15 protein-coding genes are annotated in these 22,892 nt (G+C 59.4%); 11 read left to right on the top strand and 4 right to left on the bottom strand.

From position 1 onward, the window contains the following. Nucleotides 1-588 precede the first annotated feature (588 nt). Nucleotides 589-1,458: an ATP-grasp fold amidoligase family protein gene (locus tag AWB65_RS28450; protein WP_087670334.1), complete on the top strand. Its 870-nt coding sequence runs from the start codon at nt 589-591 to the stop codon at nt 1,456-1,458. Between the two features lie 105 nt (nt 1,459-1,563). Here the strand turns inward: AWB65_RS28450 and AWB65_RS28445 are convergent, their stop codons facing one another. Together AWB65_RS28445 and AWB65_RS28440 are read right to left on the bottom strand one after the other, a co-directional pair. Next, nucleotides 1,564-2,295, bottom strand: coding sequence for a Crp/Fnr family transcriptional regulator (locus tag AWB65_RS28445; RefSeq protein ID WP_087656884.1), 732 nt, complete (start codon nt 2,293-2,295; stop codon nt 1,564-1,566). Nucleotides 2,296-2,742: 447 nt separating this feature from the next. Next, nucleotides 2,743-4,266, bottom strand: a complete 1,524-nt coding sequence (locus tag AWB65_RS28440) for a mannose-1-phosphate guanylyltransferase/mannose-6-phosphate isomerase (RefSeq protein WP_087670333.1) — start codon at nt 4,264-4,266, stop codon at nt 2,743-2,745. 715 nt (nt 4,267-4,981) lie between these two features. Here AWB65_RS28440 and AWB65_RS28435 point away from each other — a divergent pair. The 4 genes from AWB65_RS28435 to AWB65_RS28425 all read left to right on the top strand — a co-directional run bounded on the left by AWB65_RS28435 (nt 4,982) and on the right by AWB65_RS28425 (nt 9,077). After that, complete coding sequence (locus AWB65_RS28435; RefSeq protein WP_159907832.1) at nt 4,982-5,950, top strand: helix-turn-helix domain-containing protein; 969 nt, start codon at nt 4,982-4,984, stop codon at nt 5,948-5,950. Between the two features lie 298 nt (nt 5,951-6,248). Then, a complete protein-coding gene (locus AWB65_RS37120) occupies nt 6,249-6,440 on the top strand; it encodes a hypothetical protein (RefSeq protein ID WP_235007806.1) in 192 nt (63 codons plus the stop codon). Nucleotides 6,441-6,508: 68 nt separating this feature from the next. Further along, nucleotides 6,509-7,624, top strand: coding sequence for a glycosyltransferase family 4 protein (locus AWB65_RS28430; RefSeq protein WP_087670331.1), 1,116 nt, complete (start codon nt 6,509-6,511; stop codon nt 7,622-7,624). 247 nt (nt 7,625-7,871) lie between these two features. Beyond that, nucleotides 7,872-9,077 (top strand): glycosyltransferase family 4 protein, encoded by a 1,206-nt coding sequence (locus AWB65_RS28425; RefSeq protein WP_087656972.1) that lies wholly within the window; start codon nt 7,872-7,874, stop codon nt 9,075-9,077. Nucleotides 9,078-9,115: 38 nt separating this feature from the next. On the opposite strand, the gene AWB65_RS28420 is transcribed toward AWB65_RS28425, so the two are convergent. Then, nucleotides 9,116-10,369, bottom strand: a complete 1,254-nt coding sequence (locus tag AWB65_RS28420; RefSeq protein WP_087670330.1) for an oligosaccharide flippase family protein — start codon at nt 10,367-10,369, stop codon at nt 9,116-9,118. 815 nt (nt 10,370-11,184) lie between these two features. On the opposite strand from AWB65_RS28420, the gene AWB65_RS28415 reads away from it, so the two are divergent. The 6 genes from AWB65_RS28415 to AWB65_RS28390 all read left to right on the top strand — a co-directional run bounded on the left by AWB65_RS28415 (nt 11,185) and on the right by AWB65_RS28390 (nt 20,857). Continuing rightward, the gene (locus AWB65_RS28415) at nt 11,185-12,693 is read left to right on the top strand and encodes a tyrosinase family protein (RefSeq protein WP_087670329.1); all 1,509 of its coding nucleotides are present in this window, start codon (nt 11,185-11,187) and stop codon (nt 12,691-12,693) included. A gap of 544 nt (nt 12,694-13,237) precedes the next feature. Further along, nucleotides 13,238-14,293 carry a glycosyl hydrolase gene (locus tag AWB65_RS28410; RefSeq protein WP_235007805.1) on the top strand — a complete coding sequence of 352 codons (1,056 nt, stop codon included), beginning with the start codon at nt 13,238-13,240 and terminating at the stop codon, nt 14,291-14,293. 592 nt (nt 14,294-14,885) lie between these two features. Next, a complete protein-coding gene (locus AWB65_RS28405) occupies nt 14,886-17,186 on the top strand; it encodes a polysaccharide biosynthesis tyrosine autokinase (protein ID WP_087670327.1) in 2,301 nt (766 codons plus the stop codon). 171 nt (nt 17,187-17,357) lie between these two features. Then, nucleotides 17,358-18,566, top strand: coding sequence for a hypothetical protein (locus AWB65_RS28400; RefSeq protein ID WP_235007804.1), 1,209 nt, complete (start codon nt 17,358-17,360; stop codon nt 18,564-18,566). A gap of 55 nt (nt 18,567-18,621) precedes the next feature. Then, the gene (locus AWB65_RS28395) at nt 18,622-20,274 is read left to right on the top strand and encodes a cellulase family glycosylhydrolase (protein WP_087670326.1); all 1,653 of its coding nucleotides are present in this window, start codon (nt 18,622-18,624) and stop codon (nt 20,272-20,274) included. A 193-nt stretch (nt 20,275-20,467) separates the two neighbouring features. After that, entirely contained in the window at nt 20,468-20,857 is a 390-nt protein-coding gene (locus AWB65_RS28390; protein ID WP_125474225.1) for a hypothetical protein, read from the top strand. A gap of 116 nt (nt 20,858-20,973) precedes the next feature. Here AWB65_RS28390 and oxc read toward each other — a convergent pair whose 3' ends face one another. Beyond that, nucleotides 20,974-22,713 carry an oxalyl-CoA decarboxylase gene (oxc, locus tag AWB65_RS28385; RefSeq protein ID WP_087670324.1) on the bottom strand — a complete coding sequence of 580 codons (1,740 nt, stop codon included), beginning with the start codon at nt 22,711-22,713 and terminating at the stop codon, nt 20,974-20,976. Nucleotides 22,714-22,892 lie beyond the last annotated feature (179 nt).

Below are 22,892 nucleotides of genomic sequence, written 5' to 3'. Positions count from 1 at the left end.
AAAAAATCCAACGGTACGAACTTATACTCCTAGGGAAAACCTCTAAGTTTGGTGGTGTGGCGTACATATCGATATCCGCAATGGAATCGCAAGGGTTGATACCCGCAATTGAGCACCGTTACGTTCAAAGGTCCGGCCGCAACCGCCAATGCCCTTGATCGAGCCGCCAGCATTGGCGCTCCACCTTTTTTCGTCCCCTCTTTTTCTGTCTCTCCGCTGACACTGTTCATTCGTGCTTTTTGGCAAGGCCGTTGCAAACTACACCTGTGCGTACCGCAGTTTTGGAGTTTCTTTCGTCGACTGACTAGCTTATGTTCGTGTCTGTTGGTTAGCGCACCACCAGAGGAATACAACTTGCCCATAATGGGTTATACGATTGAAAGCAAGCCGAGGAAGTTGCGACTCGACCGAGTCCCACGTCGCCGAGCTGGCCAGGCCGTGCAAAGCTCGTCACCGAACATGGCGTCTTATCGGGGTACATCCGCAGCCGCGCAAGCCTCGCGAGACTTGTAACCGTCGGGGATGCCCTGAAAAGTCGTGCACAACCTTCAAAACGCAAACATGCGTCCTTAAAAAAGGAGAACAACGATGTCGTTTTCTAAGAGGCTGTTCGACGGCGCCAAGGACCTGCTGCCCGACAGCGTGTACCTGAGCATTGCCCATCGCCACAAGGTAGGTCGCTTCCCCAACGTTAGAACTCCGACAACGTTCAACGAAAAAATTCTGCATCGCTGCCTGTATCCGGACCCGCGCTTCGTCGATCTCACCGACAAGCTGACGGTGCGCGATTACGTGCGGCGCAAAGTCGGTGAGCAGTATTTGATCCCGCTCATCGCCGACCCCGACGCGTTCACGCAAGAAGTGTTCGACGCCCTGCCGACAAAGTTCGTCATGAAGGCGAATCACGGCAGCGGCTTCGTCAAGATCGTGCGCGACAAGTCGGAGACGTCCTTCGAGGAACTGGACACCCTCGCGCAACAATGGCTCGTAACCGACTTCTATCGTGTCGCGCGTGAACGCCATTACCGCACAATCAAGCCGCGCATCTTCTTCGAGGAACTGCTCATCGAACCGAGCGGCATCGTTCCCGCCGACATCAAGATCCACTGCTTCCTCTCGCGAGGCGCCATCAAGCCGACTATCTACACCGCCCTGATCTCCGATCGCTTCGGCGAGCATCCGCGCGGCGACATGTACGACGGAGAGTGGAACCGGCTCGACATCGCCATCGGCCACTATCCGCGCAGCGAGAAGCCTGAGCCTCGGCCGGCGAACTACGAGGAGCTTCTGTCGGTTGCAACGACGCTCGCGGCAGATTTCGAATACGTACGCGTCGATCTCTACGCACCCGAAAACAAGATCTATTTCGGCGAATTGACGTTCACGCCGGGCGCTGGCGTTTTTCCGATGCGGCCTGACATTGTCGACTATCAGTGGGGCCAGTTGATGGGCGTGTAGGCCTCAATCGCTTGTGCTGTTCTCCGAATGCCCGATCACGATGAACATCGTGATCGGGCATCATCGTTTAAGGCGGGCATCAAGCGCAAAGCCTTTGAGACCACCTCAGGCCGTTTCAGTCGCGCGCATGGTCGGCAGCAAGCGGCTGAACTCTCCCTTGACGAGACCGTAGCATTCGCACGCGCGTGCTTCGAGCGCTTCGCGGTCAAGCACCTTGATGCATCCGCGCGTCTGATAGATGACACCGTTCGCATGCAACTGGCCTGCGGCTTCGGTGATGCCTTCGCGGCGGACGCCGAGCAGGTCGGCAATGTGCTGCTGCGTGACTTGCAACTGGTTCGACGAAGCGCGATCGAGTTCGATGAGCAGCCAGCGGCAGAGCTGCTTGCTCAAAGAGTGATGTCGATTGCATGCCGCGGTTTGCGCAACCTGCGTAAAGAGCGCCTGCATGTAAAGCATCATCAGCCGGCGCAGGAAATCCGAGCGGCGCAAGTGCTCGCGCAGCAGTTGCGCATCCATGCGATACGCCGAGCCGCCACATTGCACTTCGACGGTCGTCGGCATCGTTTCGCCGTCGGTCAACACCGGCACGCCGGTCATGCCTTCGCGGCCGACCGCGGCAATCTCGACGGATCGTCCGTCTTCCATCGTGTGCAGCAGGGAAATGATGGCGGTAGTCGGGAAGTAGACGTGCCTGAAGCGGTGGCTCGCGTGGCACAGCAACTGAGCCCCGCGCAGTTGGACGAGTTCGAGATCGGGCGCAAGCGCTTGCCATTCGTCCGCTGGCAGCGCGCGTAGCAGGTGATTTCCGTGTAGGTCAGACTGTAGGTTCAACATAGGTGTGCTCTCGTGAATATGCGCATTGAACCGCGCTTTACTGGCCACGCGGGCTTATCGTTTGACTTTCTTACATTGGTTACCGTCTTCGAAACAGAAATGGCGCACATGAAATGCGCCTTTCCGGACGCAACCTTCTTGATCCAAAGCCCCTGCCCTCAAGCCATCTCGCATGATGGGACAGGGATTGCCGCTACTTGCGAACGATCATCCGGCAGCTATTGGTCACCGTGATGAATATGTGCGAATACAACGGCTCCCAAGTGGCATCTTTGACACGTTTCGAACGATCCTCCCGACGAAGGCAACGGTGAAAGCCGCCGTATCGTCCCTGACGCTTGCCATGGGACGCACGCGGCGACTCTGCCCCGTCTGGTTCAATCTTCTTCGGCCACCGCGTGATGAGAGACGTCGTCTCTTGTCGCGTGGTGCTTGATCCGCGTGGCTTCAGCTCACGCGGCCGTATGTGTCGTCGAAACGCACGATGTCGTCTTCGCCAAGATACGAACCCGACTGCACTTCGATGATCTCGAGCGGCACCTTGCCCGGGTTCTCCAGGCGGTGCTTGACGCCCAAGGGGATGTATGTCGATTCATTCTCGCCAAGCATGAAACTCTCTTCGCCGCGCGTCACTATGGCTGTACCGCTGACGACGGTCCAATGCTCCGCGCGATGATGATGCAACTGCAGCGACAGCCGCGCACCCGGGCGCACGATGATCCGCTTGACCTGGAAGCGGCTGCCCTTGTCGATCGAGTCATAGCTGCCCCACGGCCGATACACCTTACGATGCGATTCCGCTTCGGGGCTGTGCTGCTCGGCGATGCGGCCAACCACGCTCTTCACCTCCTGAACGCGCGAACGGTCCGCGACCAGCACGGCGTCCGCAGTCTCGATCACCGCGATGTTCGTCACGCCAACGCAGGCAACGAGGCGCCCTTCCGATTGCGCGTAGCAGGACATCGCGCCTTCGAAGACTACGCGGCCTTTGGCGACGTTTCCGTCCTCGTCCTTGTCGTGGGCGTCCCAGATTGCGTTCCATGAACCGAGGTCGGACCACGGCGTCTCTAGCGGCACGACGACGCCCGTCGCGCCTGCGTCCCGCCAGAGATGCTCCATCACGGCGTAGTCGATCGAATCGTCGGGCACGGTCGCAAAGGCCTGGCGCTCGGGCAGGAAACACGCGCCGTCCGCGCATCCGCCATCGAAGGCCGCCTTGCACGATTCATAGATCGCAGGCTGAAGGCGCTGCAACGTGTCGAGCCATACGCTCGCGCGCACCACGAAGATGCCGCTGTTCCACCAGTACGCGCCGGAGGCGAAGTATTCGGTCGCGGCGTCGATCTCTGGTTTTTCGATGAAGCGCTCGATCCCGTAGGCGCCGTCCTCGATGGCTTCGCCCAGCTTGACGTAGCCGAAGCCCGTGTCCGCGCGCGTCGGCAGCACACCAAGCGAGACGAGTGCGCCACGCTCAGCGAAGCGTGCCGCGCGCAGCACTGCACGCTGGAACGCTGCGCTGTCGCGAATCAGGTGATCGGCCGGCATGACAACGAGTACGCAGTCCGCTTCGCCGCTTTGAGCAAGCATCGCAGCGAGCGAAAGCGCCGGTGCCGTATTGCGGCTCTCCGGCTCGATGATGAGCCGCGCGCCGACACCGATCTCTTCGAGTTGCTGTGCCGTCATGAAGCGGTGTTCGTCCCCGCACACGACGATGGGCGCGACTTCCGCCGCGCGATGGCGCGACAATCCCGCGACACGCTGGATCGTCATTTGCAGAAGCGAGCCCGGACCCATCACGTCTGCGAGCTGCTGCGGAAATTGCTTGCGCGAGATCGGCCAAAGCCTTGTTCCCGACCCACCAGCCAGGATCACCGGGCACAGCGGAAGGATGGCAAGGCCGCTCGTCGGGTCTGCGTCGCGATTCGAAACCTCGAGTATTGCCCCCTCGCTGGCTTCGTCTTGAAAGCTCATTCTGCACACTCCGGTCTATATCGTTGCGTAGCGGTCGCTCGATCAGCGATGCGGGCAATACAAACGATCTTCCTCGCCGGCCGCGGTTCGGTCAGCGAGAGACAGCAACAGTTCGCTCGGCGCTATGGCGCCGGGGAACTGGCCGATATGTACGGTTATGCCAACAAGAAATGTTGCTGCGGTGAAGCATAGACGCACCAATTCGCCAAAAATCACCGACGGCCAAAAACGTCGTGGTCTTGTCCGAAATAGGTGAGGCGTCGGCGCCGAATTGCGCGATGCGAAATGAGAGTGTAACAAAACCCTTCATTTTGTTTCAGCGGCAGGCAATATGTTCACGATGAAAAACAGCGTGTCATTATTGCCGCGATTCGTTACATGGATTCGCCTTCAATATGAAGGAAACCCTTTCCCGACAAGGCTTTCGCTGAAGTAACAATTTTGTTTATTCAACTTGGTGCGAAATGCGCCAATATCTTGCACGTTATAAGAATAGATAATAGGCGAAGAAAAGGTTTTATAAATGTATTACGATTTGATAACGCCCGTATATGTATTTCTAATAATATTACAAAACTCTTGAGCAAACTGAACAGCCGCCAAATCGGCCAAAATACTGTCGGAATCCGCCCGGCGATTTTCGCCTAGGCCGGAATCTTCCTACGATGCATCGCACAACCTTTGGATCGCATGAATTGGAAGGAAACCAATGAACATGTCGACTGTCTCTGCACCATCGCAAAGCAAGCGACTTGAATCTTGCACGAGAGCCGCTCGACATATCGGACTGCTCCTGTTCGAGCAATGCTGCATCTATAACGCCGGCGTCATCAGCGAAGCGTTTCGTCTCGCGAACGAACTTCAGGCTGGCTCGGCCGCCGGTCCCGCCTATCATCTTTCGCTTATATCGCGCAGCGGCGGCAACATATCGACATCTTCTTCGATATCGATATGGACCCATCACCTGCACGAATATTCGGTTGGCGACTTCGACGCGCTGTTCGTTGCCTGCAGCAAGAGCGAGGCGATGGCCGACCACGATCCGCATTTGCTCGCCTGGCTATTCGGGTCCGAGCGCGCGATATCGGATGGCAACGACCACACGCACCGCAGTGCGTCCGATGGCACGAAGGGCCGCGCGCCGACCGTGCCCATCTATTGGTTCAAGGACATCCCGATGGCCGCGTGGTCCGGCTGCGAAGCGCCCGTTCATCTGGCCCTTGCAAAGATCGAGGCGGACTTCGGGCCCAATGTGGCGAGGCGTGTCGTCAGCGAGTTGCAGCCGCAGCCGCTCGAGCATTCGAATGCGCCCGCGGGCGATATGTCAGTCACAACCACCACCGACAAGATTCACGCGTCCGCCGGCTGGATCAAGGAGAATTTCAGCAAATCGATCTCCATCTCGGATGCCGCCGAAGTCGCTGCGATGAGCAACCGAAACTACCTGCGACGCTTCAAGGCGGAGTTCGGCGTTACGCCTCAGCAATATTTGATGAACGTTCGGTTCGAATTAATCTGCCGCTTGCTGATCGAGAGCGACCTGCCGGTGGACAAGATCGCGCGACGTTGCGGCATGGGCAATGGGGACCGTCTGGGAAGGCTCTTTCGCAGGCGCTATGGCATGTCGCCGACGGCATATCGCGCGGACGGCGGAGCGGGCGTGCACGAACAGCTGGAGTTGTAGCCTAGCCAAGAAAAATAGCAAAAGCATGCGCCGTACCAACACGCATGCTGCGCTCCTTGCACTTTGGAGCGGCTTATCGATATGTGAGTTTCCGCACAGAGACAAACTTCGCGCGCGAAATAACGTAGGAGCGAGGCTCAGAACTCCGGGCCCGACGCTATTGAAAGTCGTAACGCAGAACCGCGCAACTGACGTTTATACCGAGGCGCCGCTCTTCGTTACGCCTCTTCCCTCTCACACCACCGTGCCATGTCGACATGAGCGACATGCGCGGTTCGTTGATTTTGGAGAACACCGCATGAAAGCACAGCAGCTTGCACTAGAGCGCATACGAAAGTCGATTAACACCGCTGACGCATTGAACATGAAGTCGTCCGCGGTGCTCGTCGCGGACCTGCATGTGCTGATGGACATGGTCGACCGGTTCGATCTCGAAGAATGGAACGCCGACTCGCGCATGCCGCGCGAAGCTCTGGCACGCGAAGAATAAAGTGCAACCGGCCGGCCCGCGCCGCGGCCCGGCTGCATCATCAGCAAGCGGCATCACACGGGGAAGTCATGGGGTTTGCAATCAACGGCAAGTTCGCAGCACAACGCATCACCGGCGTTCAGCGCGTCGCTTACGAATTGACCCGCGCCATGCAGGCGCGCGCGTCGTCGGCAAGCGAACTGGAGGTCATCGTGCCGCGCAATGCCACCGACCTCGGATTCGCGTCACGGACTGCGCGTCTCGGCGGATCGCTCAAAGGCAATCTCTGGGAGCAGATCGCACTGCCGATCGCAGCGCGTCGCGACACGCTCATCAGCCTCTGCAACACCGGCCCGCTGCTCAAGCGCCGTCAGCTCGTGATGATTCACGACATGGCCGTCTACGATGTGCCACACGCGTTCTCGAAGAAATTCCTGCTTTGGTATCGAATGAAATTTTCGATATTGCGCCGGCAGACGCGGCTCATTCTTACCGTCTCCAGCTTTTCGAAGGAGCGCATCTGTCATCATCTTCGCATCGATGAATCACAGGTCGAGGTGATCCGGCCAGGCGCCGATCATCTGGACCGAATCACCGCCGATCCGTCGATTCTCACACGTCTCACGCTCGTCAAGGATTCTTACTGTGTGATCGTGGGCAGTCTCGATCCACGCAAGAATCTGCAGCGCGTGCTACAGGCGATCAACAAGCTCGGTCACATTCCGAACATCCATTTCGTGGTCGCGGGGGGCGCCAATCCGCGAATATTCGCCTCGGATAGCGCCGCGCAAAAGGCCGACTCGGAGCGCGTGACATGGGCAGGCTTCGTCTCCGATGGCGAACTCAAAGCGCTCTACGGCAACGCTGCGTGCCTCGTGTTCCCCTCGCTTTACGAAGGCTTCGGCCTGCCTCCGCTCGAGGCAATGTATTGCGGCTGCCCGGTCATCACGTCAACTGAGGCATCGCTTCCTGAAGTATGCGGCGACGCGGCCATGTACTGCGACGCTAATTCTGTCGACGACATCGCGGCCAAGATCGAACGCATGGTCACACAGCCCGAACTGCGCGAACGGCATCGCCAGATGGGCCTGAAGCATGCGAGCCAGTTCAAGTGGGAGCGCGCGGCCAGCAGGCTCGCGCAGATCCTCTATGGCAGCAACCCCGAGACTACGCGCTACTACGAAGCACGATCGTCCGCTGAATGAGCGCGGTATAGCCAACCCTAAGAGGAAACTTAGCGCACGACATGTATCATTGCCCCTCGCGTCTTCCGAACGCCAGAGGATTGGCTTACACTCTGCTTAACAAGGATCACGAACGTCGCAATCGCGGCCCGTTCGATTGGCCTTCTCGCTGTGACTGCACCGGTGCACTCATCGCCCTCGGCACGCCTTTATCGCAATTGCATTTCGAGGGCGCCTGTATCGAAGACCACGAACCAGTTTGAACGCCGTGAAAATACTAATTGCAAACACCCTGTACCACCCCGATTCAGTCGGAGGCGCCGAAGTATCGACGCGCATTCTGGCCGAGGGGCTAAGCGCCGCCGGCAATGAAGTCTGCGTCGTGTGCGCAACCGGCACGGGTGTCGATCGCCTCAGCGAATTGAATGGCGTGAAGATCTACCATCTGCGCTCCGTCAATCTGTACTGGCCGCATCAGCCCAAGAAACATTCGCGCGTCGCCAAACTCATGTGGCATGCCATCGACGTGCATAACGTCATGATGGCGCGCAAGCTGCGAAACATCATCGCGCGCGAGAAGCCGGACATCATCAATACGAGCAACCTGTCGTGTCTTTCGATCGACATCTGGCGTATTGCACGCAAGGCCGGCGTGCCGATCGTGCATACCGCTCGCGACTATTACCTGATGTGCCCCACGTCCACGATGTTCTCGCATGCCAAGACATGCACGCGTCAATGCGGGATGTGCGCGCTCTACGCGGGGCCGAAGAAGGCGGCATCGGCGCGTGTCGATGTGGCGATAGGCGTGAGCCGCTTCGTCTTGCAAAAGCATCTCGATAGCGGCTATTTCCCGCAAGCCACGCGCACCGCGGTGATCAGCAATTGCTATGTGCCGTTCAAGGACTCAGCCGCGCCTACGGAACGCAGCCGCCGTTATGGCGGGGGCGCCGTGCGTCTTGGGCTGCTTGGACGCGTATCGCCTGAGAAGGGACTGGAGATTCTGCTTGACCAGCTACTCGCCGACGATACGCTCGACTGGACTCTAGCAATCGGTGGCAAAGGCGACGCGGGTTACATGGAGAGCCTGCAGACCAAGTATCGTGATCCGCGAGTGGAGTTTCTCGGGCATGTGAAAGCGGGCGACTTCCTAAGCAGCATCGACATTCTGGTGGTGCCTTCGATCTGGAACGAGCCGTTCGGGCGCGTGACCGTCGAAGCGTATTCACATGGCGTACCGGTCGTCGGTGCGAATACCGGCGGCATTCCCGAAGTCATCGAGCCGGATTCCCATCTCATCTTCGATATCGAAAAGCCGCACACGATCATCGAAAAGATTCGTGACGCCATCGAGTTGCTCAAGAGCGCCACGGTGCACGACCGCTTGCTCAATCACGCCAAGAGTTTCAGTCCCGCATCGATGGTCGACGCATACATCGACGTCTATCACAGCGCCTTGAAAAAGGCCGTCTAAGGACGGCCGGCGCGCGGTGCTAGGCGGCAAATGCCGCCTTACTCCGCGACGCGCCGCTTGAGAAACGGAACCCCTTGCATGTAGAGCGTCGTCGCCATCGCAATGGCGACGCACGTCTGCACCGCGAGCACCGTCGCCGCAGCGCCCTGCTCGGCGAAGAGCTTCGACAGCACGGCGAGCAGCACGAAGTTCAGCGTAGCCGACCCGAGCAGCACGCGGCTGAAATGAGCCTTCATGCCGAGCGGCAGCATCGTCTGAACGCCGAACACATCCGCAATGCCCGACATGAACGGCACGAACGCCATCCAGCGCAGGACTTCGACCGTCGGCAGGAACTGCGGTCCGTAGAGAATCTTGACGGCAAGCGGTGCGCCCAGAAAGATCGTTAGCGAGATGATCGCGACGACCGTTCCCTGAAACGCAAGCATCTTGCGCAGGAACGCGAATGCGTCTTCGCGCGAATGGTGCATGAGATAACTAATGCGCGGATACGCCGCGGTCTTGAGCGGGCTCATCATGCCTAACGCAGCCCGGATCAGCTTGTCGCCCGCCGCGAAATAGCCCGCCGCGACGTTGCCCGAAATCAGCGCGAGCAGAACGATATTGCTCGACGCATAGAAATCGGTGATGGCGGTCGCCATGAAGACGCTCGAGCCGTCCTTCAGCGCCTTCACGATCGATCGTACGGACGTGTGTACGAAATCGAGTTCACGTCTGAAGTACAGGTACGTAACGATAGCGATGCCCGAGAGCAGCGGCACGAGCGAATTCACGCCCATCGCCCAATAGATGTCGCTGCGATCACGCACGAGGAGATACATCGCGGGCACGCTCAGGACGCGCCCGGTGAACACGATCGAGCTGATGACTCGCAGATCTTCCACTCCCTGAAAATACCAGGTAGGAATCAGCATTGCCCCTACTGCCATGCCAAAACCGAGCATGAGAAGATCACGATCCTCACCAAGCCTCGGGAAGATGAAAGTCAGGACCATGAGCAGCACGAAGCCGGCGACGGTAATGGCCGTCTGCGCCATGAACGTCTCCCAGAAGACCCGGGAACGTTCCGCGCGGTTAGCTCGGTTGATGGAAATCTGCGGCGTGGCAGTCAGACCAAAGCCGTAGTTCGTCAGAACGATGAAGTAATTGATGAAGGCCATCGAAAACGCGAGGCGGCCGTAGCCCTCGGGCGACAACACCCGCGTCAGCAGGGGGAGCGTGATCAAGGGAACCGCGTAGGTCGATACCTGCAGCATCATCAAGACCGCAAAGTTCTTCTTGAATGACGCCATATACGAATTGTCCTCGATTGAACTGGGGCATTGACATTGCAAGACGTCGCGCGATGCTCAGCGCGACGTACGCAAAACGGGGTAAGAAGTCATTGCAGCCATGCGCACGCGCCTCATTGTGGAGGAAACAATACTTTCACGTATCGCGAGCGCGGAAAGGCTTGACAGGCATGAGGCCGCTCGCATCGAATCAAGCCTCGCAAGCATGCATTGCGAATTCGCCGGGAGGACTATAGACGCGAATTGCCATATCTTCATGCAAATTAAATGTGTTGCGAAATAGACTCAGTGCGGTGCGCCTCTTATGGACAATTGCACATGATTCGCAATTAGTTGGCAAAAAAGGCAATTCCGCTCAGGAAATCGATTGCAACGACGATGTCCTCACGCGCACCCCGTCTTTTAACGGGGCTTCACAGCCAGCTTGGCCGTTTCGTGCCGACCGATTCCTTACTGTCCGCCAATGTGGCGAGTTGGCACGTAAGTGGCCGTAATCCACCTGACGCGATGTTATATTTACTTCCGTAACGAACGATTCACCTGACATATCATCGCCCGCGTGTGCGACAACGCGCGATGGAAGATACGTCCCAAAGCACTTTCGTCGTACAACAAGCGCGGTCGCACGATCTCGCTTTGCGCACCGTGCCAGATACAAGCGCCACGCTGTAGCGCCAAGGCTAATGATTCAAATCGAGCGTAAAGTTCCGCGACGCGCATTGGCCGATAACGCCTGCGCGGTGCGCCTACCCATGCGTGGCGCTTACATATCGCGTTCGATTTATTAGTATATCTATGCAACGGGGAAGAAATTCATGACCAGTTTGAAACTCAACCGACGAACGTTTCTCGGTGGAGCAGCCTCCGCACTCTCCGTAGCAGCCTTTCCTCGTCTCGCTTCCGCCACTACGGGACCCTATGTCCGGCTCGAGTGGCAGCAATTCAAGCTGACGCCGCAATACACGTCGTTTCTCAATGCAGTTCGCACTATGCTTGCCAATACGGACGCCAGCAGCCCCAATTCATGGCAATACTGGACGAACGTGCACGTGAACTACTGTCCGCATCGGATGCCATACTTTCTCGCGTGGCATCGGGGCTATCTTTACCACCTCGAGAAGCAATTGCGGATCGTCTCCGGCGATTCGGCGTTAGCGCTGCCGTATTGGGACTGGTACACGAACCCCAACATCCCGAGCGAATTCACCGATACCGCCACCGGCAATCCGTTGTACGTGCCGCGTTTGAATACGAACGTGTACGCCGCGCTGGACCTGTCTCCTTTCGCGTCGACCACGGTCAATTTCCAGCGAGGTACGCCGAATTCGTTCGAAGAGAAGTTCGAACTGGCGCCGCATAACCCGGTGCACAACATCCTCGGCAACGCGATGTCGTCGATGCAATCGCCGCGCGATCCGATCTTTTATCTGCACCACGCCAACGTCGACCGCTTGTGGCACGCCTGGTCTCTGCCCGACGGCAGGACCATGCCCGTGCCGAGTTCCCCGTACTGGCTGGGCACGTTCGATTACGCGCCCGGCTTGTCGATCAACAAGGCGGACTGCTACTCCAATCGTCGCACACTAGCGTATGACTACGCGAACACCACGCGGCCGCTCGTCTTGCCGCCCCAGGTGCAAGCCGCGCGCATCATCCGGGTTCAGGCCCAGGTGGGCCAGATTCGCTCGCGGCCTGCAATCGCGTCGTTCGGCGCGACACCTGCGCGAGCGATCGCTGCAGGCCGGCGCGCGATCGGCGGGGTCAAGGGCGTCGCGCTGAGGGAAGAGTCGATCAGCGCGCGGGTGACGGCGGAGGCGAGTTCGGCCAAGCCGGTGCAGGACCTGCTCTCCGCGACCACGGAAAATTATTCAGCGGCGGCGAAGGGTTCGTCCGCGGCGGAGCGGGCGCTTGCGAGTGCATCAGCGGGCCAATACAAGTCGGTAAAGATCGTATTCGACGATATCTCGCTGACAGGGCTGGGTGCCGGCGGCGGCTATTTCTACAACGTCTATCTGAACCTTCCGGATAACGCCGACCTCGATTCGGTACGCTCGCGCAATTTCATAGGCACGCTCGGGCCGTTCGAAATCGCGGGAGCCGCGCACCATGGCTCGGCGACGCTCGACTTTCCCGCTACCGAAGCGCTCTTGAAGATGGGCGCGACCGGTTCGCGTGACTATGTGGTGTCACTCGTGCGCGTTAATGGTTCGAAAGCACCGAAGGGTCAGGTCATTACGATTGGAGAAGTCCGAGTCGAACTGACGAACGAGGCCCCGTTCATTGCATCACCGGTCGTGGCACGCGGCCCGGGCGACGTGTATTGACGATTCTATAACGCGCAAGCCGCCGCCCAGGCTTGCGCGGTTCCTTTAGCACCCTTCCCTTGGGCTAGCAGTAGAAATGCCTACCTCCCCAGACACGTCGGCAATTCCAAACGACGCGCTCTAAGCACATTCGTTTGAAACCCACTGAGCACACCGCGCTATTTGCCACCTTAGCGTGCGACGGTACGTCATTCCTCCCGACATTCGCCATGACCCCGTTTTATCTTTCGAAATGATGGGCTAATTCATGCACCTTTTGGTGGCTTATCTAGGGGAAACACCAAGGATGTGCATGCTCATTCATTCAACGATCGGAAAGAAACTTAGCTCATACGATATTAGTTAGGAACAATTTCCCTATTCGTCTGACTGTTACATCCACTTACAGGAGATGGCCTGATGGTCCGAATATACTGCGTGCCGTGATTAACCCAGTAATAACTTACCTATTCCGACCACAAACCTACTCGTCAAGACGCAAGATTTGCCGGAAACCGCATCGCAGTCCGCAGAAATGTTTCCACGTAGAAAATTTCTCGCTGCCATGAGCGTTGGTGCCGGTAGTCTTGCCCTTGCCGCATGTGGTGGTGGAGGTACTGAGAGCGATCTGGCCGATGCCACCGCTAAAGACGCTGTCGAACTCGAATCGACCGCCAAGGCCGCAACGACACAAAAGCTCTTCTACGGCATGAACGGTCATATGGCATGGGGCAGCGGCATCTACAAGACGCTGTCCGCGGAATCGCAATTGGCGACCCTGAAGGACCTCGGCGTGACCGTGTATCGCGCAGACGTCGCCGATGCCGGCATGGCGACGACCGTCGCTAACGCGCTGAAGGGTGCCTTCAAGAACAGCGGCGTGACGATCATGCCGGTGATCAACCCGCGTTCGGCTGGCTGGAATCAGGCAGGCTCGGAAGACACGGCCTACAAGCTCGGCTACGCGTTGGCCGTGAAGTGCACGCAGCCGCTCAAGGGTCTCGTGAAATACATCGAGTGCGGCAACGAACTCGATACGGTCGGCCTCAAGATCGGCGGCGACGGCAGCAGCTCGGCCGACTGGAATCCCGCCTACTGGCCGGCGTTTCGCGGCGTGATCCGCGGCATGATCGCCGGCGTCAAATCGGTCGATTCGTCGATCAAGTGTGGCGTGAACGTCGGCATCCCGATGGCGTACCGCGCCTTGCAGATGCTGTGGAACGGCATCTCGCCGAACGGTTCAGCGAACGGCTCCGGCGGCGCGCTGAAGACCCGTTGGGACTTCACCACGTACCACTGGTACAAGAGCTCGTACAACATCCAGCGCGCGGGTCGCACGGCTTCGATCGACGTGTTGCAGATCCTCAAGGACTCGTTCGGCGTGCCGATCTGGCTGACGGAATTCGGCTGGTCCGGCTCGAAGGACTCGGCTCAGTCGGCCGCAGACTACGTCACGAGCGCAATGAAGCAGTACAAGTCCATCAAGGACAAGTACAACATCCAGTGCATCATGCTTTATTGCGTGATCGATGCAAGTTATGGGCTGATCGAGGCCGATGGCCGCACGAAAAATCCCGCTTATACCGCCTACAAGAACTTCGTTCGCGCCAATCCGGTTTAAACAAACGCTCATCAAGGTCGGTAGTACTTTCCCGGCCTTACAGCAACTTTCCTTGAAACCGCTGTAATAGTCGCTATGCTCGTATTAAAGGCGCGTTTGTAATCGTCTTTAGCACGAGCGTGCGGCATATCTCCCCTGCTGTTCTACACGCTCCCAAGACAGAATTTCCCTTGCGGCGACATGAAGCGCGCCGAGACGGGACACGCATTTCGCATTGATTTTGCCCGTTTACTGATGCCCGCAGATAAACATCAGTCAAGTCCAATTACAAATCCTAATGTTTGCGTGTGAATACGGTCCTAGCTCTTCAGCCGGATCTTTACTCGTGTGCGCTACCGTACGTACGATGACTTAACGAAACGTGAATGTAGGCATGCACTGCCAGTGCCGCGTCCTCGTCCCGTGGATCGTCACTGCGCAAGCAGACAACAAGCAAGCTGTGCCGCTTTACAGCGCCGTCAGGTTTGCATCGCCGTCAACGTCCAAGAGGCCCTCGCCATCGCAACCAGCGTGGCGTCGGGCTTTCGGCGTTCCGGCGCGGCATGCGGATACCCGTGTACCGATTCTCCGAACGAAATGAGGAAAGCGTCAGATGAACACACCAGTTCTTGGTTTCGATCCAGTCCCTGTGCGCAGCAGAGACGACGGATTTTCCGCAAGCGATTTGTGGAAGCTGATCGTCGATAACGTGTGGCTCGTGATCATGATCGTCGTCCTGGTGACGGGGGCTGCGACCCTTTACGCGTTTCTCGCCACGCCGAGCTTCCAGGCGGACGCACTGGTCAAGGTCGATTATCCGAACCCGAACGCACTCGGCGTGAACACCCAGGCGCAGCAGCAGATCATCCCGTCGGCGCTGCCGACCGACGCCGAAATCCAGATCATCCAGAGCCGTACCGTACTCTTGCCGGTGATCAAGCAATTCAAGCAGGACGTGCTCGTCACGCCGAACCAGATGCCGTTCTTCGGCCGCATCACGAATCTGTTTTCGACGCCCGGTGAACCGTTGCCGGCCATCCTCGGCCTGAAGTCGTTCGCATGGGGCGGCGAGGAAGTGGGCATCGGTTCGCTCGAGGTCCCGGCGCGTCTACAAAACAAGGAGCTTTCACTGCGTGTGATGCCGGGCGGTGCCTATCAGCTATCGGACCCCGCAGGTAACACGATCGTGCAGGGCACCGTCGGCTTGATGGCGAGTGCGGATGGCACGTCCATTCGTATCGATCGGCTTGCCGCGCGTCCGGGCACCGAGTTCTCGATCGTTCGCTATAGCGAGTACAAGGCCGTCGAGCGCTTCCTCAAGAAGCTGAAAGTGATGGAGTCGGCGAAGGACTCGGGCGTCGTGCAGATCCTCTACGAAAACGACGATCCGAAGCTCGCGCAGCAAATCACCAATGCGATTGCGCAGACGTACATCGCGTCGCACATCGACCAGCATCGTCAGGAAGCAAGCTTGACGCGCACCTTCATCCTCGGTGAATTGCCGCGACTCGAAGCCGAACTCAAACGCGCCGAAACCGAACTGAGCCAGTACCGCATGTCGTCGAATTCGATGCAGCCGGGCTCGGAAGCTTCGTCGTATTTGCAAGGCAGCATCGGCATCGAGAACCAGATCGCGACGCTGCAGATGCAGCGCACGCAGGTCGCGAGCCGCTTTGCACCTGGCACGCGCGAAGTGCAGACGATCGACGAGCAGCTTGCCACGCTCAACGCGCAGAAGAAGGCCTTTGACAAGCGCTTCGGCCAGTTGCCGGTATCGGAGCGCAAGCTCGTCGACCTGACACGTAACGCGAAGGTCGCTGAAGACATCTACGTCGCGATGCGCGAGAAAGCGAGCGAACTCGCCGTCACGCGTGCCGGCACGCTCGGCAACGTGCATCTCATCGATTCCGCGATCTACCCGACCGAGCCGGCCAAGCCGAAGCGTCCGCTCGTCATCGCGGGCGGTGCTGCAGCGGGTGTGGTCCTGAGCGTGCTGTTCGTGTTCTTCCGCAATCAGTTGTCGCGTAGCGTGGAAAGCCCGCATACGGTCGAGCGCCATCTGCATCTGCCGGTGTTCGGCGCGGTCAGCTTCAGCAGCGAGCAGGCGCGTCTCGATCGCTCGCTCACCCCGGCGGCGTTGCTCGCCGGCAAGGGGCGCCCTGCTCCGCGCGGCGTCCTGAGCGACGACTCGGAAAGCGAGGCGCTCGCGAATACGGCGCACTTCCTGCTGTCCGCAGACGGTCCGGGCGACATGGCGGTCGAAGCGCTGCGTGCGGTGCGTGCATCGCTCCTGCTCGACATCGAGCGCGCTCGTAACAACGTGCTCGCCGTCGCAGGCGCGACGCCGGGAACCGGCAAGACCTTCGTCGCCTCGAATCTGGCGGTACTGCATGCGCAATCCGGCAAGCGCGTTCTGCTGATCGACGGCGACCTTCGCCGCGGCCGCGTCGCCTCGATCTTCGGACAGTCCGGCAAGGGCGGTCTCGCCGAAGTGCTCGCGGGCCATATGGAAGTCGATCAGGCGATCCGCTCGGGCGGCGTGCCTGGCCTCTCGATCATCACATCGGGACGCTTCCCGCCCAATCCGTCGAAGCTGCTGTCGACCACGCGTCTGCCGCTGCTGCTCGAATACCTCTGCCCGCAATACGATCTCGTCATCATCGATACACCGGCGGTCCTCGCGGTCAGCGATGCCAACATGATCGCGGCGAATGCGGGCTCGACTGTCGTGGTCGTGCGTCCGAGCGCGCAGAGCGAGAGCGAACTCGAACAGGCGATCAAACGTCTCGATCTGACGGGTGCGCGTATCGCGGGCGTGATCTTCAACGCCGTGCCGAAGCGTCGCAGCGAGAAGCGCACGTATGCGTATGCAAGCGCGTACGCGCCGAACCCGCAGCCGCCGCTCGATGCTTGAAAAGCTTGCTCCCTGCCCGTCGCCGATGGGCAGAAGCGGCCAGCGTAACAAGAGCGCCAGCGAGCGTACCCTCGCTGGCGGCAGCATCACAAGCGCATGTGCAGCAGCGCCGCACGCGACAATGAACGAAACATGCCAATGGACAGCCGCCGAGTGTGTCCGGAGAGAGCAATGTATCCACGCATGATCTCGATGTTGTTCTACATGTTCTTCACCTGCGTGATTTTCAATCCGCAGGTGTCGGGCTACACGATCTATTTCTACCTCTTCATCCCCTTTTTCGACCCCGACTTCACGCGCTTTCTCGCCAGCACGGTTCGCCGCTGGAGCGGGCCGCTCGCCGTTGCCGTCGTCGTGAGTCTTCTGGGATCGCCGTCGGTGGCCGTGCGCGTGGTATCGATCGCGATCTGTATCGGCTATCTCATGTACTCGATGCAACGGCGCATCGCCTATCTGCATCTGTGGATGGGGATCAACGTTGTCTTCGCGATGCTGCAGTTCGTGCTCTACTACGTCAATACGAGTCTCGCGATGGCGCTCGGCCCGAGGCAGGTCGCCCAGGCGATCTGGGGCTCGTACGGAACCGCCGCATACACGAACTTCTTCGAGGTGTTCTATTTCGCGCGCGTGTCGGGCTTCTCGCGAGAGGCGGGATTCTTCTCGTCGCTGCTGGTGGCATCGCTCGTCGTGTATCTGATGACGGAGCCGCGCATCAACAAGAAGGTCGTCGCGCTCTACGCGGTCGGGCTCGTGATCAGTTTCTCGAAGTCGTCGATGCTGCTCTTCGTGTTCGCGGCGCTCTATCCGTTCCGTCATCAGTTGCGCACCACGCATCCGCTCGTCGTGTTCGTATCGTTCGCCGTGGCCGTCACGCTGCTGTCGATGTTCATGGCGAGTCACGTCTTCTTCAATTCGGAGACGTTCGGCCACCGCTTCGGCGGCTATCCATTCATGGTCGATGCGCGTCTCGAAGACCTGATGTTCGGCATCAGCGCGCCTGACATCCTCAAGCACTACAAGTATTTACCGTACATACGATTGATCGAGTCGGACATGGAAGTCGCGGGCGTGCCGTTCGCGGGCCTGCCCGCGTCGATCGCGGACATGGGCATCTTCAGCGCGGTACTGCTGTTCGGCGTGGTCGCGTTCACGGCAGGCAATGGCTTCGTGATGCTGCTGTTCCTCCTGATCTCGTCGACGGTGAGCATCACCACCGTGACATCGTTCGTCCCGCTCGGCTATCTTCTGCTCTACTGGCCGCGCTTCACGGCGTATGTCGCCGAACGCAGGCAGGCCGCGTGGCAGGAGCGCGCGCGGGGCACGCCGGTGCGGCGCTTCCGCCCACGAGCGGCGAGCGCGGCGTTCATCGAAAGCAAGTGAACGTCGCGGCTCTCCGCCCTCTCTTCCATACCGTGTCGTAAAACCAGGAGGCTCGATGCCTGCGCTCCCCACCACGCGCGGCGTTCCGCGCTTGATCGCCTGCGCCGCGCTGACGTTCGCCACGCAATTCGCCGTCGCCGCCGACTCCGGAATGCGCGTGCTCAATCCGCCGGGCGCGCTCATCGTCGATGGCGCGATTAACAAGCGCATCACGGTCCAGGTGCCGCCGCAAAGCGCCACGGGCGGCGCGAAGGTCGTCGCGACGCTCTACCGCTACGACGACAACGCAGATCCTTTGAGCACCGCGGTGACGACGTTCCAGGCGCCCGCCACCGGCGACAAGGGCAATGGACAGGTGTCGTTCAACGTCGCGCTGCCGAACTACGGCTTGTTCCTGCTCGACACGAAACTGGTTTCGGCAAGCGGCGCCGAAAGCGATTCGCTGAAGATCAACATCGCGGCGCTCGCGCCGGGCAACGGCGCGTTTCCCGACGCCGGCGTCGTCACGCACTTCGGGCAGCGCAAGGGCTCGGCGGCGGCGGTTCTGCCGCTCGTCAAGCGCGCGGGCTTCACGTGGATTCGCGACGAACTGTATTGGGGCGAGGTCGAAAAGACCGCGGGAAAATTCACCTTCCCGCCGGATAACGGCAACTACGGCGACTACGTCGCGCAGGCGGTGAAGCTGAACCTCAAGCCGCTGATCGTGCTCGACTACGGCAACCCGGGCGCCTACCCCAACCTCTTCAAGGGACCGCAGCGCTTTCCACAGACACAGCAGGAACGCGACCTCTTTGCGCGCTATGCGCAAAAGGTCGTGGGGTACTACGGCAAGCAGGTCAAGCACTGGGAAATCTGGAACGAGCCCGCGTTCGCGAAGATCGGCTACGACAATTACGTCGCGTTGCTCAAACCCGTCTATACGGCAATCAAGTCGCAAAGCGCCGACGCCAACGTCATCTCGTGCGGCGGCGGCGGTGCAGGCGGCGGGCCGGGCGGCGACTGCATCGCGGAACTCATCAAGCGGGGCGCGCTCGATTACCAGGACGGCTTCAGCATCCATCCGTACATGTCGCCGTCCGACCCGGACGTCGGCTATAGCGCCAAGGGTTCGCCGCTCGGACGGGTCAACGTCCCGAACGTCTGGCCGCATCTCGCGCGCATGACCCAGGCAAATCCGAAGCCCGGCGAAGGCAAGCTGAAGCTGTGGATCACCGAGATCGGCTGGCCTTCCAGCCCGTCGTCGGCGGGCCTGAGCGAGCAGCGGCAGGCGGCTTACGTCGCGCGCACGTTCCTGCTTTCGCGCCGCTTCGACGCAGTGGAAGCGGTAATCTGGTACGACTTCGTCGACGACGGCCTGAAGCCAAGCGAAAAGGAGCACAACTTCGGTCTCGTGCGCCTCGACTTGTCGCCGAAGCCCGCTTACGTCGCCGCTTCGGTATTGATGAAAACGGTTGGCACCAAAAAGTGGGATCACGCGCTCGTCGATCGTGGCGACATCAAGGTGTATCAGTACGGCTCGGACGACAAGGTCATCGTCGGGTGGAAGACGGATACCGATGCGAACGCAAGCCCGACCGCCGTCCCGATCCCGCCCGGCACCTACACGCAGCGAGACTGGCAAGGAGCGACATCGACGGTCGTAGTAAAAGATGGCTTTCAGTGGGAACTCGGAGCGCTGCCAAAGTATCTGATACCAGCAAGTAAATGAGCAGCGCGAGATAATGCGTTCGCCGCTTGCAAGCAATGGCGAGCGGCGAATCGGCATGGACCTGCAGGCAAGAGAGGGTTTTTAGCGATTAGAAACCGAAGCGTGTCCGAAAATTGCTTGATGGAGCGGCGTCGGCGCAATTGCCGGCGATCCATTCCGAGGGTCTCCCGCCCATCAAGCCGGAGGTAATTCAATGAAAATGACGCCAGATACACCGTGGAAACGGAACCTGTACCGGGCAATCGCGCATAGTCCCCTGGATGGTGTCGTGTTCGTGTCGGCCCCGAACCGCGATCACGCCTCACGTAAAATCCGCAACGCATTAGCCGTTCTTTACAACACGCCGCCGCATAAAGTCGATTTCGACGATCTCGCTTCGTTCGAGGATCTAGTGAGCGTCGGTGTCAGCGTCGATGAAGACTTGCGTGTCTTCGAAATGTCACGATCGGGCCGCGAGGTTACCGGCTGGACGAAAGCACCGCTTTTCCTGACTCACGATCAAACGCTGCTCGGTAAATGGGCCGAGTTGTATGCGGGCATCGCGTTTCAGGAGACGCGCGGCCTTATTAATCGCACACGCTGAATTCCTTTACGTCGCAAATTGAAACGGCCTGCATGTCCGATGCGAAATCGGAAATGCAGGCCGTTTTAGTTTTATTCAATTGCCGTCGATCCTTAAGAATCGACGGCGCCTGAAGATTACTTCTTCATCGCGGCGCTCTGCGGATTCAGGTTCGTCAAACGACCACTCTCCGTGCCGGCCGCTTCATCGATCACCGCGTTGATGAGCGTCGGTTTGCCCGATGCGATCGCTTCCTGCAGCGCCTTCGTCAGTTCCTCCGGCGTCGTCGCGTGGTAGCCGATGCCGCCGAACGCTTCGATCATCTTGTCGTAACGCGCGTTCTTCACGAACACCGTCGGCGCGACGTCCTTGCCGCCCGTCGGGTTCACATCGGTGCCGCGATACACGCCGTTGTTGTTGAAGACGATTGTGCAAACCGGCAGGTCATAGCGGCAGATCGTTTCGAGTTCCATGCCGCTGAAGCCGAACGCGCTGTCACCTTCAATCGCGACGACCTGCGTGCCGCTCGTCACCGCCGCGCCGATCGCGAAGCCCATGCCGATGCCCATGATGCCCCACGTACCCGAGTCGAAGCGTTTGCGCGGCTGGTACATGTCGATGATGCTGCGCGCGTAGTCGAGCGTATTCGCGCCTTCATTGACGACATTGATGTCCGGACGCTCCTTCAGCACGTCGCGAATCGCGCGCAGGGCACTGTGGAAATTCATCGGCGACGGATTCTTGTCGAGCGTCGCGGCCATCTTCGCAAGGTTCTTGTTCTTGCGCTCCGTGATCGCGTTCGTCCATTCGGCGGGCGGCTTCGGGAAATTCGCGTCGATGCCGCCGAGCAGCGCGGTCACGCACGAACCGATATCGCCGATCACCGGCGCTGCGATCGCGACGTTGCTGTCGATCTCGGTCGGCGAGATGTCGACCTGTATGAACTTCTTCGGTGCGCCCCACGTCTTGCCCTTGCCGTGCGACAACAGCCAGTTCAGGCGCGCACCGATCAGCAGCACGACGTCAGCCTCAGCCAGCACGAACGAGCGCGCCGCCGATGCCGACTGCGCGTGCGTGTCGGGCAAGAGACCCTTCGCCATCGACATCGGCAGATACGGGATGCCGGTCTTTTCAACCAGCGCGCGGATTTCCGCATCGGCTTGCGCGTAGGCCGCGCCCTTGCCGAGCAGGATCAGCGGGCGCTTGGCGCCCTTCAGCACGTCGAGCGCGCGCTTGACCGATTCCGGTCCGGGGAACTGTGCCGGCGCGGCATCGATCACGCGGATGAGCGACTGCTGCGCCTTCACGGCATCGATCGTCTGCGCGAGCAGCTTCGCCGGCAAGTCCAGATACACGCCGCCGGGACGCCCTGACACGGCCGCGCGAATCGCCCGCGCCACGCCAATGCCGATGTCTTCCGCATGCAGCACGCGATACGCGGCCTTCGCGTACGGCTTCGCGGCATTCAACTGGTCCATCTCTTCGTAGTCGCCTTGCTGCAGGTCGACGATTTCGCGTTCGCTCGATCCGCTGATCAGGATCATCGGGAAGCAGTTGGTCGTCGCGTTCGCGAGCGCGGTCAAGCCATTCAGGAAGCCCGGAGCAGACACGGTCAGGCAGATGCCCGGCTTCTTCGTCATGTAGCCGGCGATGGCGGCTGCATTACCGGCGTGCTGCTCGTGCCGGAAGCCGATGAAGCGCATGCCCTCCGCTTGCGCGAGGCGGGCGAGGTCAGTGATCGGAATGCCGACCAGACCAAAGATGGTGTCGATGTCGTTCAGCTTCAGCGCATCGATGACGAGGTGGAACCCGTCCGTGGTTTGCTGCGTTTCTACTGCTTCCGCTGCCTGCGGCGTGATTTCAAGCACATCTGCCATGACGTCTCCTTGTCGGCCGGGTGTTGTAGTTTCGTGGTGATATACAGTATTACACACACAGTATTTGCAAGTTATCACAGCAGCGCAATTTGTCGAGTTTCGACTCGTACGGGAAACCCTAGTCGGGTTAACGTTGATTATTTGAATATCACACATAGAATATTGTATATCACACGAAG

Origin of the sequence: Caballeronia humi (assembly GCF_001544475.1) — a bacterium.
Taxonomy (GTDB): Bacteria; Pseudomonadota; Gammaproteobacteria; order Burkholderiales; family Burkholderiaceae; genus Caballeronia; species Caballeronia humi.
Note: the sequence above shows the minus strand (reverse complement) of the source record. Positions and strands in the feature narration are given on the sequence as shown.

Bases quoted from the DNA above. Each gene is read 5' to 3' on its own strand.
- oxc (WP_087670324.1), bottom strand. From the start codon at position 22,713: ATGGCAGATGTGCTTGAAATCACGCCGCAGGCAGCGGAAGCAGTAGAA.
- AWB65_RS28415 (WP_087670329.1), top strand. From the start codon at position 11,185: ATGACCAGTTTGAAACTCAACCGACGAACGTTTCTCGGTGGAGCAGCC.
- AWB65_RS28405 (WP_087670327.1), top strand. From the start codon at position 14,886: ATGAACACACCAGTTCTTGGTTTCGATCCAGTCCCTGTGCGCAGCAGA.
- AWB65_RS28450 (WP_087670334.1), top strand. From the start codon at position 589: ATGTCGTTTTCTAAGAGGCTGTTCGACGGCGCCAAGGACCTGCTGCCC.
- AWB65_RS28440 (WP_087670333.1), bottom strand. From the start codon at position 4,266: ATGAGCTTTCAAGACGAAGCCAGCGAGGGGGCAATACTCGAGGTTTCG.
- AWB65_RS28390 (WP_125474225.1), top strand. From the start codon at position 20,468: ATGAAAATGACGCCAGATACACCGTGGAAACGGAACCTGTACCGGGCA.
- AWB65_RS28410 (WP_235007805.1), top strand. From the start codon at position 13,238: ATGAGCGTTGGTGCCGGTAGTCTTGCCCTTGCCGCATGTGGTGGTGGA.
- AWB65_RS28430 (WP_087670331.1), top strand. From the start codon at position 6,509: ATGGGGTTTGCAATCAACGGCAAGTTCGCAGCACAACGCATCACCGGC.
- AWB65_RS37120 (WP_235007806.1), top strand. From the start codon at position 6,249: ATGAAAGCACAGCAGCTTGCACTAGAGCGCATACGAAAGTCGATTAAC.
- AWB65_RS28435 (WP_159907832.1), top strand. From the start codon at position 4,982: ATGTCGACTGTCTCTGCACCATCGCAAAGCAAGCGACTTGAATCTTGC.
- AWB65_RS28445 (WP_087656884.1), bottom strand. From the start codon at position 2,295: ATGTTGAACCTACAGTCTGACCTACACGGAAATCACCTGCTACGCGCG.
- AWB65_RS28420 (WP_087670330.1), bottom strand. From the start codon at position 10,369: ATGGCGTCATTCAAGAAGAACTTTGCGGTCTTGATGATGCTGCAGGTA.
- AWB65_RS28395 (WP_087670326.1), top strand. From the start codon at position 18,622: ATGCCTGCGCTCCCCACCACGCGCGGCGTTCCGCGCTTGATCGCCTGC.
- AWB65_RS28400 (WP_235007804.1), top strand. From the start codon at position 17,358: ATGTATCCACGCATGATCTCGATGTTGTTCTACATGTTCTTCACCTGC.